14 protein-coding genes are annotated in these 14,485 nt (G+C 27.6%); 3 read left to right on the forward strand and 11 right to left on the reverse strand.

The annotated features are described in order from the left end of the window. Positions 1-68: 68 nt before the first annotated feature. Entirely contained in the window at positions 69-1,352 is a 1,284-nt protein-coding gene (locus CDIF1296T_RS17185; protein WP_009898487.1) for a conjugated bile salt MFS transporter, read from the forward strand. 77 nt (positions 1,353-1,429) lie between these two features. Here the strand turns inward: CDIF1296T_RS17185 and CDIF1296T_RS17190 are convergent, their stop codons facing one another. The 8 genes from CDIF1296T_RS17190 to cprR form a co-directional block, all read right to left on the reverse strand. After that, positions 1,430-1,945 carry a 4Fe-4S dicluster domain-containing protein gene (locus CDIF1296T_RS17190; protein WP_003417046.1) on the reverse strand — a complete coding sequence of 172 codons (516 nt, stop codon included), beginning with the start codon at positions 1,943-1,945 and terminating at the stop codon, positions 1,430-1,432. Next, positions 1,945-3,321 carry a [FeFe] hydrogenase, group A gene (locus tag CDIF1296T_RS17195; RefSeq protein WP_003417040.1) on the reverse strand — a complete coding sequence of 459 codons (1,377 nt, stop codon included), beginning with the start codon at positions 3,319-3,321 and terminating at the stop codon, positions 1,945-1,947. The genes CDIF1296T_RS17190 and CDIF1296T_RS17195 overlap by 1 nt, the downstream gene beginning before the upstream one ends. Before the next feature lie 24 nt (positions 3,322-3,345). Further along, positions 3,346-3,897, reverse strand: coding sequence for a 4Fe-4S dicluster domain-containing protein (locus tag CDIF1296T_RS17200; protein ID WP_009891793.1), 552 nt, complete (start codon positions 3,895-3,897; stop codon positions 3,346-3,348). Between the two features lie 36 nt (positions 3,898-3,933). Further along, complete coding sequence (locus CDIF1296T_RS17205; protein ID WP_021368799.1) at positions 3,934-4,107, reverse strand: hypothetical protein; 174 nt, start codon at positions 4,105-4,107, stop codon at positions 3,934-3,936. 10 nt (positions 4,108-4,117) lie between these two features. Next, positions 4,118-4,951: a formate dehydrogenase accessory sulfurtransferase FdhD gene (gene fdhD / locus CDIF1296T_RS17210; protein WP_009898490.1), complete on the reverse strand. Its 834-nt coding sequence runs from the start codon at positions 4,949-4,951 to the stop codon at positions 4,118-4,120. A gap of 48 nt (positions 4,952-4,999) precedes the next feature. Continuing rightward, positions 5,000-7,144 carry a formate dehydrogenase subunit alpha gene (gene fdhF, locus CDIF1296T_RS17215; protein ID WP_077700252.1) on the reverse strand — a complete coding sequence of 715 codons (2,145 nt, stop codon included), beginning with the start codon at positions 7,142-7,144 and terminating at the stop codon, positions 5,000-5,002. Between the two features lie 250 nt (positions 7,145-7,394). Beyond that, positions 7,395-8,453 (reverse strand): lysylphosphatidylglycerol synthase transmembrane domain-containing protein, encoded by a 1,059-nt coding sequence (locus tag CDIF1296T_RS17220; RefSeq protein ID WP_003429718.1) that lies wholly within the window; start codon positions 8,451-8,453, stop codon positions 7,395-7,397. Positions 8,454-8,663: 210 nt separating this feature from the next. After that, positions 8,664-9,323, reverse strand: coding sequence for a two-component system response regulator CprR (gene cprR / locus CDIF1296T_RS17225; protein WP_003437316.1), 660 nt, complete (start codon positions 9,321-9,323; stop codon positions 8,664-8,666). Between the two features lie 310 nt (positions 9,324-9,633). Here cprR and CDIF1296T_RS17230 point away from each other — a divergent pair, with 310 nt between their 5' ends. Together CDIF1296T_RS17230 and CDIF1296T_RS17235 are read left to right on the forward strand one after the other, a co-directional pair. Further along, positions 9,634-10,263: a DUF3786 domain-containing protein gene (locus tag CDIF1296T_RS17230; protein WP_009898491.1), complete on the forward strand. Its 630-nt coding sequence runs from the start codon at positions 9,634-9,636 to the stop codon at positions 10,261-10,263. A gap of 26 nt (positions 10,264-10,289) precedes the next feature. Further along, positions 10,290-10,928 carry a prenyltransferase/squalene oxidase repeat-containing protein gene (locus CDIF1296T_RS17235; RefSeq protein ID WP_009898492.1) on the forward strand — a complete coding sequence of 213 codons (639 nt, stop codon included), beginning with the start codon at positions 10,290-10,292 and terminating at the stop codon, positions 10,926-10,928. 95 nt (positions 10,929-11,023) lie between these two features. On the opposite strand, the gene CDIF1296T_RS17240 is transcribed toward CDIF1296T_RS17235, so the two are convergent. From CDIF1296T_RS17240 to CDIF1296T_RS17250, 3 genes are read right to left on the reverse strand one after another with little or no spacing between them, the layout of a single operon-like run. Continuing rightward, positions 11,024-11,812 carry a hypothetical protein gene (locus tag CDIF1296T_RS17240; RefSeq protein WP_003437307.1) on the reverse strand — a complete coding sequence of 263 codons (789 nt, stop codon included), beginning with the start codon at positions 11,810-11,812 and terminating at the stop codon, positions 11,024-11,026. Continuing rightward, on the reverse strand, positions 11,813-12,685 hold the full coding sequence (locus CDIF1296T_RS17245; protein WP_003437302.1) for an ATP-binding cassette domain-containing protein: 873 nt from the start codon (positions 12,683-12,685) through the stop codon (positions 11,813-11,815). A gap of 14 nt (positions 12,686-12,699) precedes the next feature. Beyond that, complete coding sequence (locus tag CDIF1296T_RS17250) at positions 12,700-14,409, reverse strand: M1 aminopeptidase family protein (protein WP_018112712.1); 1,710 nt, start codon at positions 14,407-14,409, stop codon at positions 12,700-12,702. Between the last annotated feature and the right edge of the window lie 76 nt (positions 14,410-14,485).

Below are 14,485 nucleotides of genomic sequence, written 5' to 3' on the forward strand. Positions count from 1 at the left end.
AAAACTAATATATAAAATTAGAATAATTAGATTAATATCTACAAATCATAACCTAAAGGAGAGATACCATGAATACATTACTAAACAATAAATTTAGCATTAAAAACTTTTCAAATGCTTGGGTTATAGTACTTGGTTGTATGTTAATACAAGCTGTTCCATTTAGTATTGTAGCAAGTATACAGCCTCAATTTATAAGTTATGTTGTAGAAGGAGAAGGCTTTAGTTTAGCTTCTTTTTCTCTAATATTCACTATTGGTACTATTGCCTCAGCAATTGCATCACCTTTTATAGGTGTATTATTTTCTAAAGTCAATATTAAGATACTATATTTATTAGGTTGTATAATTTCTAGTATTGCTTTTGCTACTTTTTCTATATGTACTGAACTATGGCAATTTTACACTGTATCATGTATTGTTCAAATTGGCGCTACAATTATATCTGCTATAGGAATACCTGTTTTAATAAGTGCTTGGTTTGATGAAGAAAGCAAAGGAAAAGCTTTGGGCTTTGCTTTTGCTGGTGGTTCTATTGGTAGTATATTTCTACAACCACTTGCAGTTCGCTTATTAGCAACTCAAGGATACAGTCGTTCTTATCTAATATTTGGAATTATAGCATTAATAGTTGGTATACCTGTAATATTATTTATACTCAGGATGCCTAAAGATATTAATGAAAAGGTAAAATCTAAAGGTAAAAAAGAGAAAGCATCTGATAAAATTTCTCCTTCAGTATGGGGTTATACATTAAAAGAAGCTAAAAAAATTAAATATTTTTGGATTATGACTATTGGATTTATATTTGTTGGTATATATGTTTCATCATTATCTGTACAATATCCAACTTATCTTAGAAATTATCTAAATCCTATTCTAATAGGAACAGTAGGCTCCACATTTGCTTTATTTGCTCTCATTGGTAATTTATTTGGAGGATTATTGTTTGATAAATTCGGTCAAACAAAGCCACTTATTATATCTTTTGTATTGGTTCTTATAGCAACTTTATCATTACTATTGGTAGATAAATCTTCTACTTTTGCATTTGTATTTGCCATTTTGAAAGGTCTTTCTGTATTTGCTTATATGATTGGTCCTGCTTATTTAACTGGCTCTTTCTTTGGTCAAAAGGAGTTTGGTAGCATATATGGAATCGTACAATTAATTTTTGCAGTGGGATTTGCATTAGGTTCAACATTATTTGGATTGTTAGTTGATAATTTTGGATACAGATTTTCTTGGTCTATTATAATTTTATCAGTTATAATTGCCTATACTTTACTTATTATAACTTCTATAGGAATGAAAAAATTGAATAAAGAAAGATTAGATAAACTAATGCAATAATTGATTTTTAGATATATAAATATTATAATAAAAAAGATGGAGCTTTTAATCATAAATAAAACTCCATCTTTTTTATATTACAATATAGCTAATTTTCTCTTATTTTTAACTTTACTATCTATATCCTCATCCTTAACTATAGTAAATGCCTTAGTTGGACAAACATTTACACATGCAGGCCCTTCTGGCGATTCTATACAAAAATCACACTTATTTGCTGTCATTCTTTCTCTAAAGCAAAGCTTTCCTTCATCTACATCTTTTAATGTAACTATGTCTATTGCACCTATAGGACATGCTAACATACAAGTCTTACATCCTATACAATTTTCTTCATTGATTTTTATTGTGTTACCAACCCTAACTATACCACCATTTGGACATGCCTTTGCACAAGGAGCATCTTCACAATGTCTACACTGTATTGGAGCACTTACTTCTTTTGTCTTTATGACAGAAAGTTTTGGATTAAAATTTATTTCATCTGGATTTTGGTAAAAAATATCTTCATCTGAATGTGCAACTACACATCCTATCATACAAGTTCTACATCCTATGCATTTATCAGGGTCTGCTATAACAAAATAGTTCATCACTTAGCCACTTCCTTTCCTATACAATATGTAGTGTGTAATAGATGATGAGATTTTTCTCCTAATGGTTCTACCAGATATTCATCATACAGTTTTTTAATATCAGGATTCTCATGAGATTTTCTAATTGCTAAATGTTCATCATGCACGTATGTTGCTTTTGTTCTATTTTCATAAGCCAATTCCTTATATTCTTCTAGTAAAATTTTTGGTTGACCTCCACCACTTACACACCCAACAGGACAAGTCATAACTTCAATAAAATCTACATCTAATTTTCCTTTTTCCAAGTCTTCAAGCACTGGTATTACATTTTTTAATCCACTTACTACTCCAACTCTTAAGTCTAAGTCTCCTATTTTAATAGTTGACTTTCTAAAACCATTTTCTCCTCTTACTTGTTTTACTTCTACATCAGGAATACTTTCTCCAGTTATAAGCTCATATCCTGTTCTTATAGCAGCTTCCATAACCCCACCAGTAACACCAAAGATAGTTCCAGCTCCACTATAACTACCTAAAGGACTATCAAATTTTTCTTCTCTTAAATTTTTAAAATCAATTCCCATGTCTTTTATTAAATAAGCTAGTTCTCTAGTAGTTAATACTACATCTACATCTCTATATCCACTAGAATCCATTTCTTCTCTATCACATTCATATTTTTTACATGTACATGGCATTATAGAAACACTAAATATCTTTGATGCATCTACATTATTTATCTCTGCACCATAAGTTTTAAATATTGCACCACCCATCTGCTGAGGTGATTTACAAGAAGATAAATGATTAGTTAATTTAGGATAATTTTTTTCCATGAATTTTACCCAAGCTGGACAACAAGATGTAAACATTGGAAGAGTTCCACCTTCTGTCACTCTTTTAATTAATTCACTACCTTCTTCCATTATAGTTAAATCTGCTGCAAAATTAGTATCGTAGACTCTATCAAAATTTAAAGCTCTAAGTGCTGCTGCCATTTTCCCAGCACCTAAGTATCCTAAATAATATCCGAAATCTTCTCCTAAAGCAACTCTAACTGCTGGTGCACATTGGACCATAGTGAATACATTTGGGTCACTTAAAGCTTTCTTCACCTTATCTATATCACATACATTGTATGCTGCAAATATAGGTTCATTTATAGACTCTGGTATCTCTCTTTCTTGTTTTTTCTCTTGTAAAAACTCAAATCCTTCATCTATAACTGAGGCATAAGATTTACAAGTTTGAACACATTGACCGCACATAACACATCTATCTAAATTTATCTCTTGTGGCTTTCCCTCTTCACCTTCAATAGCATTTACTGGACAGACCTTTGAACATTCTCTACATCCAGTACATAAATCCTTATCTATATTTATTATCATAAACGTCACCTACCCCTGTATCCTTTATTTATTTGTTAACAATAAACTAAGTGCAGCTTGTCTATTCTTAGCTTTTTTGTCATCTATTGGAGTAACAAGTTTTAATGCTTCCTGAGGACATGCACTTATACAAGCTATTTTTTCATTGTCTTTACATAAGTCACATTTATAAGCTATCTTCTTATTTTCATCTAAAATTACTTGTTCTACTTCTTTACCATCTTCATATTGTGGAAGTAAGTCTATAGCTCCAAAAGGACATGCTAGCAGACAAGTTTTACATCCTATACACTTTTCTTCATTTACAGACATAATATTGTTTTCTTTAACTATAGCTTTTTGTGGACATGAGTTTAAACAAGGAGCATCTTCACAATGTCTACACTGTATTGGCATACAGAAATTGTCACCTTTTACTAAGTAAAGTCTAGGTATAACAGGTATATCAACTGTTCCAACTGTATAACCCACATTATTATGCTGATTATGCATTGTAAAACAAGCTACTTCACAAGCTCTACAACCTGTACATTTGTTTGGGTCTGCTATTACAAAAGAGCCTATTTTATTTTTCATATTATCCCACCTTTCAATTTGTATATTTCCAACCCTCTAGTTATTTTCATCATATATATTTATATATTTCACTATTTTCTCAGTACTTATATTTCGTTTACATTTTTTGCACAAATTGTATGTGTTATTATATACCTTATCAGTATCATCAATTAATACTCCACAGATTTCACACTTTGAATATCTTTGCTCTTCTTTTTTAGTACACATATATTCATTCTCACTTTTTGATAACTCTCTGTGGATTTGCATAAATATTCATCCGTCTTCCTCTTACAAATCCAATAAGCGTTATATTTAATTTTTTAGAAAGCTCTATTGATAAATTAGTCGGTGCTGATTTTGATACTACAATAGGAATTTGAGTCATAGCTGCTTTTAATATCATTTCCAATGATATTCTTCCACTTACAGCCACAATTTTATCTTTTAATGTTATGTCATTTAAAACACAAAATCCAATAGCCTTATCCATTGCATTATGCCTTGCTACATCTTCACAAGTGACTATTTTTTTATCAAAATTAAATACAGATACACTATGTACCCCACCAGTATTTTTAAATAATTCTGATGAATTTAAATTTTTATCCATTATACTGTAAATCGTATCATAATTTATTTTTATATTGCTCTTTACAGGAGCACATGTTATATAGTCTAGTGAATTTAAAAATATAATTTGCTCATCTTGATTTTTTTGTTTCTCTTGAATAGTTACTTTTGCAAAACGTTCACTCTCATTTATCTCAAATTTTAATAAGCTTTTTTTGTTTTCTATGTATCCTTTTGTTTTCAAGAATCCTACTATAAGTTCCTCTAAATTATATGGGGTACATAAAAATGTATTTATATATTTATCATTTAAAATAAAACTAAGTGGATATTCTGCAATTATTTCTTCATTATCTATTGATACTTCATGTTCATTTATTTTGCTTACTTCTACATTAAAAGAATTTAAATATTTGTAGTCCACTAGACTATAACTATTTTCAAAAACTTTATCCTTACTATTTTCTTGTAATTTAGTTTTTGAGTATATATTGTTCATAAAATATTAGCCTTTCTGCCTTTTATAAATCTTAAATCTAATAAATCATTAGATATTTGTAGCTGTCATTTTGTCTTTCAAACTTTGATACTCTTCTCTTACACATTTTTCTGCTAATTCTTGGTCTTCAAGTTTTTCAAGTTTAACAGCACAATATTTATACTCTGGTGTTTTAGATATAGGGTCTAAATTTGCTATTGTAAGTTCATTGCAAGCTCCAACCCACCACTGATAAGTCATATATGTTGCACCTTCCTTAACTCTATCAGTAACTGTTGCTCTTGTTATTACACTTCCTCTTCTTGAACTAATTCTAACTAATTCATCATCTTCAATTCCTAATTTTTCAGCATCATTAGAATTTATTTGAACACGTCCTGGTTCATCTTCTAATGAACTAAGTGTTCTACAATTACCAGTCATTGTTCTTACTGAATAGTGTCCAACTTCTCTTACAGTACATAAACTAAATGGGTATTCATCATCTTCAACTTCCATAGGGGGTCTCCATTCAGCAGCGAACAAATTACCTTTACCATTAGGAGTAGAAAACTTTTGACCTTCATACAGATACATAGTTCCTTTATCTTCCATACTTTCACTCTTACAAGGCCATTGAACGCATCCTTGAGTTTCTATCTTTTCATAAGTAGCACCTAAGAAACTTGGACATAATTGTCTAAGTTCGTCCCATATTTCCTTAGTATTTTTATAGTTCATAGGATATCCCATTGCTGTAGAAATTTCGCTTATAATTTGCCAGTCTGGTTTTACATCTCCTTGTGGCTCTATAGCTTTTCTCATCAATTGGAATCCTCTATCTGCACATGTATATACTCCCTCATGTTCTCCCCAAGAAGTAGCTGGAAGTATAACATCAGCATGAAGTGCTGTCTTATTCATAAATATATCTTGAACAATGACAAATTCCAATTCATCTAATGCTTCTCTAACTTCTGATGCATCTGGGTCACTTTGCACTGGGTCTTCTCCAAATATATAATAAGCTTTAAGCTTTTTCTCTTTTAGTACTAAGTCTGGAACTTGAGTTAAACTATAACCATTATTAGGAGATAATTTTACCCCCCAAGCTTTTTCAAACTTTTCTCTTATCTTATCATCAGTTACATTTTGATAGCCAGGATATACATTAGGAAGAGCTCCCATATCACAAGCTCCTTGAACATTATTTTGTCCACGTACAGGTCCTATTCCAACGCTTTCTCTACCAAAATTACCTGTAAGTAGAGCAATTGATGCAAGTCCCTTAACTACATCAACAGCTTGACCAAATTGACAGACACCCATTCCATAAAGTATCATAGCTTTTTTACCTTTTGCATATTCTCTCATAGCTTTTCTTATAAGCTCTTCTGGGATTCCTGTAATCTTTTCAGCATATTTAGCTGTATATGGTTTAACAATTTCTTTATACTCATCAAATCCTTGTGTATGATTTTGAACAAATTCTTTATTGTAAAGACCTTCTTCTATTAATACATTTCCAAAAGCATTTACTAAAACCATGTTTGTTCCACCTTTTATAGGTAGATGTATATCAGCAATTCTTGCAGATTCAGTTACTCTAGGGTCAGTAACAATTAATTTAGCACCATTTTTTTTAGCTTTTACTATTCTATTTGCCACTATTGGATGTGAATCTGCTCCATTATATCCAAATATAAATAAAACATCTGCATTTTCTATCTCTGGTATAGAATTAGACATTGCACCACTACCTAATGAGTAAGCCAGACCGGCTACAGATGGTGCATGTCAGACACGAGCACAATGGTCAACATTATTAGTTCCTATTGTAGCTCTCATAAATTTTTGCATTATATAGTTTGCTTCATTACCAGGTCCTCTTGCAGAACCTGTTCCCATAATAGAATCAGGTCCATATTTTTCTTTAATTTCATTTAGTCTTGAAGCTGTATAGTTTATAGCCTCATCCCATTCAACCTCTTCTAGTACACCTTGTTTTCTTATCATTGGCTTTTTTAGCCTAGGTGTTAGAATTTTAGGGTCATTTAGAAAATCCCATCCATAACGACCTTTTAAACACAAACTTTCTTGATTTGTTCTACCATTAGCCGGTTCAGCTCTTAATATCTTATTATCTTTTACTACTAGATATAATTGGCATCCAGCTCCACAGTATGGACAAACTGTTAAAATTTTTTTCTCCATACAATTCCCCCCTTAGATTTATCCCCTGATAAGTAAAATTTATCTTAAAGATAATGAGTGTTTTTATAATATGCAAAATCATAAATATTTTGCAATACTATCTATTAAATTCAACAATTTTCTCACAATTCCTCTTAAATTTCAAAAAAAATATGTCATAATAATCTTTATATTTCAACCATTTAATTAAAATATTCTAGTTCTTATGACATATTTTTTAATATACTCAATATATATTCTTTAAACTTATTTAGTTTTCACTTAAAACAATATTTCTGCCAATTCTATTTTTCATTCTATAGTGAGTAATTACAGTAAATATTCCACTTCCAATCAGAATCAAATAGTACATAAATCCACCATATAAAAATACTGCATATCCCATCAAAGGTTGAGGGAATACTGATTTGAATATAGTGAAAAAGGCTAATTCATTAGCTCCTACATTCCCAGGTGTTGGTATTGGAGATATTGCCATATATAAAAATGCTTGTAATGTCAGTATATAAATATAGCTATAACCTTGTAAATTAAATGCTTTATATATCCAAAATGAAACACTAAAGTAAGCACTTAATTGAATAAAAGTTACTATTATAGTTGAAATTAATACCTTTTTATTCTTTGCAAAAAAATTTATTGCTTTACTATAATCATCTATAAAACTTTCTATGGATTCGATCTTATTATCTAAAAATTTTAAAAACTTAATTTTTGATAAATGCTTTATAGTAATTCTCATAAAATATTTTATTTTTTTAGGATTTAAAATAACTAATATTATCATAATTAAGACAAATGAATTAATGGCTATCCCTAGAAACACTAGAGGCATAATCATTTTCATTTGTTTTTCTAACATAGCAAAATTCATTAAAACAAGTATTGTACAATAAAAAGTAACTACTATTTGGAAGATAATAGACTTATTGGTAACAACTGCACTTGCCTTACTAAGTGGCATTTTACATTTTTTAAGTACATATATCTGTACTGGTTGGCTTCCTGAAGCAAAAGGAGTTATTAAATTATAATAAAATCCCATAATGGCTAGCTTAAAACCAATAAATCTAATATTAACTTTGTGAGTGCTTTCTATAATTATCTTCATTACTACTCCTTCAAGCATTATGTGACACATTATTGCCAAAGCACCTATGAATAAAAACTTCTTATCTACCATAACCATAACATTTGATAGCATTTTAATATCCAATGTTTTAAACACTAGGTAAATTGTTATACCTATTAACAAAAATAAAAATGTATACTGTAGTAAACTCTTTCTAATATTCTTTAGTCTATCCATTAGAAATAACCATCCTTTGCTCAAGATTTATACTAAATACTATATTATTAGTATACACTATGAATCTTAATATTTTATAACAAAATACCTTACAATTTTGTCATTTACAAAAAATATTAATCTATAAATTAAATTTTAATATATAGATTAATATTTTACAAACATTTTGTAGATATATATAATATTTTCACTAAACAACACTTATACTTATTACACCCATTTATACCCTATCCCCCATACAGTTTCTATTGTATAAATATCATATTGTTTTAATTTGCTTCGTATATTTTTTATATGCTCTGTGATAGTACTTATATCACTTTCTCCATCAAAACCATATACCGACTCATATATTCTTTCTTTTGAAAATACTTGTCCCTTATTTTTTGCTAGAAATTCACATATTAGATATTCACTTTTAGTAAAATTAATTTTTTTACCATCAATTGAAACTTCTTTGCCTAAAAAGTTAAATTGAACATTTGAGATAGTTAATAAATTCTTTTTTTCTCTACTTTCTCGCCTTAAATGAGCAGTTATCCTAGCCCTTAATTCTCCTACACCAAAAGGTTTGGTTATATAGTCATCTGCACCTATACCAAGACCGTACATAATATCACTTTCCATATTTTTTGCTGTCAAAAACAGTATTGGACAATCAACCTTATTTCTTATAGTTTTACATACTTCAAAACCATCCATCTTAGGCATCATAACATCTAATATTATTAGATTAAAATAATTAAAATCCATGTTCATAGCCTTTTCTACATCACTAATTACCTTTACTTCATGTCCATCTCTTTTCAACACATTTTCAATCAACTTTAACATATCTAACTCATCATCTACTACTAATATCTTAGACATAATAACTCCTCCATTTATCCATCTAATAGCATTCTAATTTATATATTTAATAATATCTTTAAAATTCACATTAACCATAATACTCTCATATTATAGCTTACAATAATTAATTACTATTTTACAAATAAAATATTTTAGATACAAAAACTTTATATTTCAAAAACTTTATATTCATTTTACACGTATTTACTTAAATATAAAAATTTATTTAACAATTTATTATTGTAATATTTTGAATATATAATAAAATTAATAATAAGAAAACTTTTTATAAATATACTTTTAATTGTTTAAATTGGAGGAAAAAATTATGGATGAAAAGATAACAAAAAATAATTATAATGTTCCATTTGACTATGTTCGAAAAAAACTCAAAGAATTAGACCCTCATACAATTAGTAATTTAAGTAATATACCTTTCAATAATGATTTAAATAGATTCACACTCAATTTTTTTGATAGACAATATATTATAGACTATCCAAATGGAGAAGTTTGGAATAGTAATGGTAGCCTTTGCAATAACTTTGAGCTTAAAATCTTGATAGTTAGATATTTAATCAATGCTAAAGGTATTCCTAGAACTAATAAATATGTAACTTTTAAAGAAATACCAGGAGGCAATGTTTATTATCCAAATTTTTTAAACAGGACTCTATATAGGCTTTCAGAAGTTTTTACATCTCAAATAGACAAATATAAGTTAGTTATGGAGAAAATTGGAGCTGAAAAAGTAAACATGGGAGATTTAGCTTATAGGTTTACATATATGGGTAATACATCTATGGTATTTATACTTTGGTTTGGAGATGATGAATTTCCTCCAAATTCAAATATATTATTTGATTCTAATATAGTTTATTACTTCAATGCAGAAGATTTAGCAGTTGTTCCTGATACAGCTATAAATGCAATTTTAAATAAAATAAATCAATTATAAATATAAATAATATTATAATAAAGTTTTTGATATTTAGCACATGGCGAGAAGATGGACGTTTCAAACTATATCCAAATGGAGGTATTTACCCTTGTCATACTGCAAATGCTGCTAACGTACTCTGTCATATGGGATATGCATCTGACATTAGAATGCAAAAAACGTTTCAACATTTTTTAGATACACAGTATACTGATGGTGGGTGGCGTTGCAATAAATTTAGTTTTGGTCGAGGTCCAGAAACTGAATACTCAAATCCACTACCAACTCTTAATATATTAAATGCATTCCGTTTTAGTAATTATCTAAATAAAGAATCAAAACTTGACAAAGCTGTAGATTTTCTACTTGACCATTGGACTATTAAAAAACCAATCGGCCCTTGTCACTATGGAATTGGAACCTTATTTATGCAAGTTGAATATCCTTTCCGTAATTATAACCTATTCCTTTATGTCTACGTTTTATCATTTTATAATTGTGCAAAAAAGAATAATAGATTTTTAGAAGCATTGAAGATACTTGAATCTAAAATGATAGGTAATAAAATTGTCGTTGAAAGTGTAGTTCCAAAACTATCCAAATTATCTTTTTGTAAAAAAGGCGAGTCAAGTGAAATAGCCAAAACACACTATTACGAAATATTAAAAAACCTAGAAAAATAATAGTTATATAGATAAAACATATTAAAAAATAGTGGCTTTAAATTTTTTAAAGTCACTATTCTATATAAATATAACAATATAAAAAATATATTAAACTATTTACTCTTTTTTAAAACCGTTGATTTTCTTGCTATATAAAAAACTATTATTATAGAAATAACTACTAGAGAACCTCTATTTATAAAGAAATAATTCTTTAATTCATTAAATCTAACATCTATATTGTTAGGCATATAAAACATCTTTTGAATATAAAATCCATTTACATTAATCATACTAACAAATGGGTACATATGTAAAATAAAAAATATATCAGCAAATGTATATGTAATTAATATTGCTATTGTTGTAAATCTATTTTTTGTTAATGTTAATATCATTAGTGGAAATGTTGTATACCATAATAATGTAGGAAACGTCTTTAAAAACACATCTATTGGCTTTACACTATAAACAAAATCTATTTTGTCTATGTTAAAACCTTTCACTGACGTAAATGTATATACTATTGTAATTGAAATTAATAATAATACAGTATATATAGCTAATATAACACACCATCTAAATACTATAAATTGATTATATTTTTTTTTATTATATAAAGTAAGTATCTCATTTATATTACCCGAATAATCTTTTGAAAACACATAAATTATTGTGATTGCTGACATTATTGGTATAAAAACATCTGATATCTTTATAATTCCTAACCATCCTGCTATAGAATATGTATCCATTATAGGTACATCATTATAAAATATTAACTCATTATAATCTAATATGCCTGTAATAAATATGCATAATATAGAAATAATTACAAATATTAACACATGTTTAAGCTCTATTTTTTTAAGCTCAAATTTTATTAACTCCAATATACACATTTATTTTAACTCCTTATGTAAAAAGTTTATATAAGCATCTTGTAAAGTTGTATCTATCCTTAAGCTATCTTTAAGTTTCTCTGTATTTTTACCTATATACTTTACTTGCACACCATCTTTAACTCTCCTATAATCAATAATATCAATATTACGTTCTAAATATTCAAATTCATCATTAGAAACTACTACCGAATACACCTCAACCATATCAATAAACTTATTAATTGTACCATCATATAATATTTTGCCTTGATTTAATATAATTAATTTGTCACAGTTAAATTGTATGTCTTCTACTATGTGAGTTGAAATTAATACTATAGAATTTTTACTTATTTCTGGTAACAATCTTCTAAATTCATTCCTTTGCTCTGGATCAAGACCAACTGTAGGTTCGTCCATAACTATTAACTTAGAATCACCTATTAAAGCCTGTGCTATACCTAGTCGTCTCTTTACACCACCTGAGTATGTACCTATTTTTTTATTTATAAACTTGTCCAGATTAACTTTTGATACTACTTTTTGTATATGTTTCTTTAAATCATTCTTAGATACACCTCTCATTTTAGCTACAAATTCTAAGTATTCTTGCCCATTTATATTATTATACATATCAAAATCTTGAGGTACATATCCTACATTTGCCTTGATTTTCTCATTGTTTTTGCTATACTTTATATTATTTAATTCTATCTCTCCAATTGAAGTTTCATAAAGAGTCACTAATAACCTCATTAATGTTGATTTTCCAGCACCATTAGGACCTAATAATGCAACTACTCCATCTGTTAGGGTTAAATTTATATTATCCAAAGCTTTTTTATTTTTGTAATTAAAATTTAGATTTCTTATTTCTAACTTGTTTATCATATTAACCTCCTTTATTATTTATCTATTATAAGGATATTTCCTGAAAGCCAATGATAAATAGTTATGCTAATTTTCTCTCCCTTTGAGTCTTCATATAAAAATTCATTGCTAGGTAAGTCAGCAACTAATATCATATTAATTTTTTTTCTTTTTATTGATTCCATAACATTATCTACTTCATCTACATATTTTTTAGCATCTACAGATGCTTTGCTATCACCTAATATTTCATTTCTTGTTTCAATTAAAAATTTAATTTTTTCCTCTATATCCATATTTACATTACTATCTGATGGATAGATTATTTTTATATCATCTTTTACCTCTTCTTTAAACTCACCTGCATATATTGCAATATCATTTGACTTTCCTTCAAATATATAATCTTTTTTTAAAAAATTACTAGTCTTATTCAGTAAAGGTAAATTTGAATAGACATTACTTTTAGAACTTAAATTTATTTTATAAGCCATATAACTTGATTGATTTACTTTTGGGTACCACGCTAAAGAACCTGGTGGAAGCATAATATCATCTTTAGTAGCTATATATTTATTTTGATTCCAAGATGTCAACACATTAATATAGCCTTCATACTCTATATCTAATGTCACCTCGTCATTAGGCTCTAAACTTTCCTTTAAATTAACTTCAATTAAATCCTTTTTTATGTTAAATTTTATATTTTCCGAATTTACTTTTATATATTTTATATCAAATATTTCATCTAAAATCATATTAATATTTGTTAACTCTTCATTTGATGTGTTTAATAAAACAATTCTATCTTTTATATTTGACTTGCTTTTAAAGTCAATCTTCATATCATGCGATTTTATTTTAATATCACTAATATTAGATTTCTTTAAATACTCTCCATAACTACGCTCCTCATCTCTATATGTTGACATATCTATTGATATATAATTTAATCCAATAAATAAAATACTGTACACTACTATAACTATTAATGATTTAATCTGTTTCTTTCTAATATCATTTAATATCAGATATGCTACTATTATTAAAGTAATTGCAAATAGTGTAGGTATAATCTTATCTATAACATATGCTGAATTATTAACTTTCCCTACAAAATCAGAATAGTAAGCATATGATTGATCTTCAAATATGTTAAGTGATTTAAATAATGCTTTAAAAAATGGTTCTTTAATATCAATAACTCTATCCAACATATTAGTTGATGTTAAATATAAAAATACTGATGATAAGGTAATCTTTAGTATTAAATTATTTATAATAACTGAAATAAATGATATCACTATAGATAAAATAGTAAGTGGTAAAAACCATTCAAATATCAATATAAATATAGTTGATTTAATCGTTACAATTGACAATGTTCTTATTAAACTTGAGTATGCTATAGCATATATAATTGGTATGCAACAAAATATAAAGTTGTTTCTAGTTACAGCAACAGAAATACCTAAAAAATAATCAAAATTATTTCTACATAATATTTTTACAGTATCATAACTTTTTCTCATATAAAAAATTACATTTAACATGGTTAAAATACTAATTGTCATACAAGTATATACACTCAAGGATAAGTAATCATTAAATGAAATTCCTCTATTGGATATATGTGTCCATCGTTGTATGAGATGGTAATTTATAATAATAACTGTTATTGCAAATAAAATATTTTTTCTAATTATTTTGGTTATAAAGTCTGATATAACCTTAATACTACTCATATTTATGCCCCTCCTAGCCAGTCTTTTGATTATAACAATTACAAAAACATCCTATAAAAATAATTATAGGATGCTT

Source organism: Clostridioides difficile ATCC 9689 = DSM 1296, assembly GCF_001077535.1.
GTDB lineage: Bacteria > Bacillota > Clostridia > Peptostreptococcales > Peptostreptococcaceae > Clostridioides > Clostridioides difficile.